Source organism: Bradyrhizobium sp. PRIMUS42 (genome assembly GCF_023006515.1).
GTDB lineage: Bacteria > Pseudomonadota > Alphaproteobacteria > Rhizobiales > Xanthobacteraceae > Bradyrhizobium.
In genome coordinates this window covers 1-477 of sequence record NZ_JALBGZ010001580.1, presented here as the reverse complement: position 1 = coordinate 477, position 477 = coordinate 1, and the positions used below count along the sequence as shown (strand labels likewise).

The window sequence follows — 477 nt, the reverse complement described above, 5'->3', positions numbered from 1 at the left end:
GTGAGCCCGATGCCGCCGAGCAGGCCGGCCGGGTAACGCTCGACCAGGCGGCCGGCGAGGGGCGCCGCGAAGGCTACCGCGATCGGCCAGGGCGTGATCAGAAGACCCATATGCACCGCCGAATAGCCGAAGCGGCTCTGGAGGTAGAAGGGGATCGCGACGAAGGCGAGCATCTGCCCGCAGAACGAGGCGATCGAGGTCGCAATCGACAGCGCGAACACCGGAATGCGCAACAGGTCGACCGGCAAGAGCGGCGAGGTCATGTGGGTCTCGCGGTAGATCAGGAGCGCACCGGCGACGACAGCGATGGCGAACTCGATCAGGCAGGTGATCGCTGCTTCGCCATGGCCGACGCTGTCGACCGCGGCGATGCCGACACCGAAGGTGATCGCGGACAGCCCCGCGCTCTGCCAGTCGAACGAATGGCTGGCGGGCTTGGTGTGCGGCAGGCTGCGCAGGCCCAGCAGCAGCGTCGCC

Annotated in this window: 1 pseudogene; it reads right to left on the bottom strand. The window is 68.3% G+C overall.

Annotated features, from left to right (window positions below):
- Positions 1-477: pseudogene (locus MOV75_RS41760) on the bottom strand (MFS transporter); the annotation flags it as partial.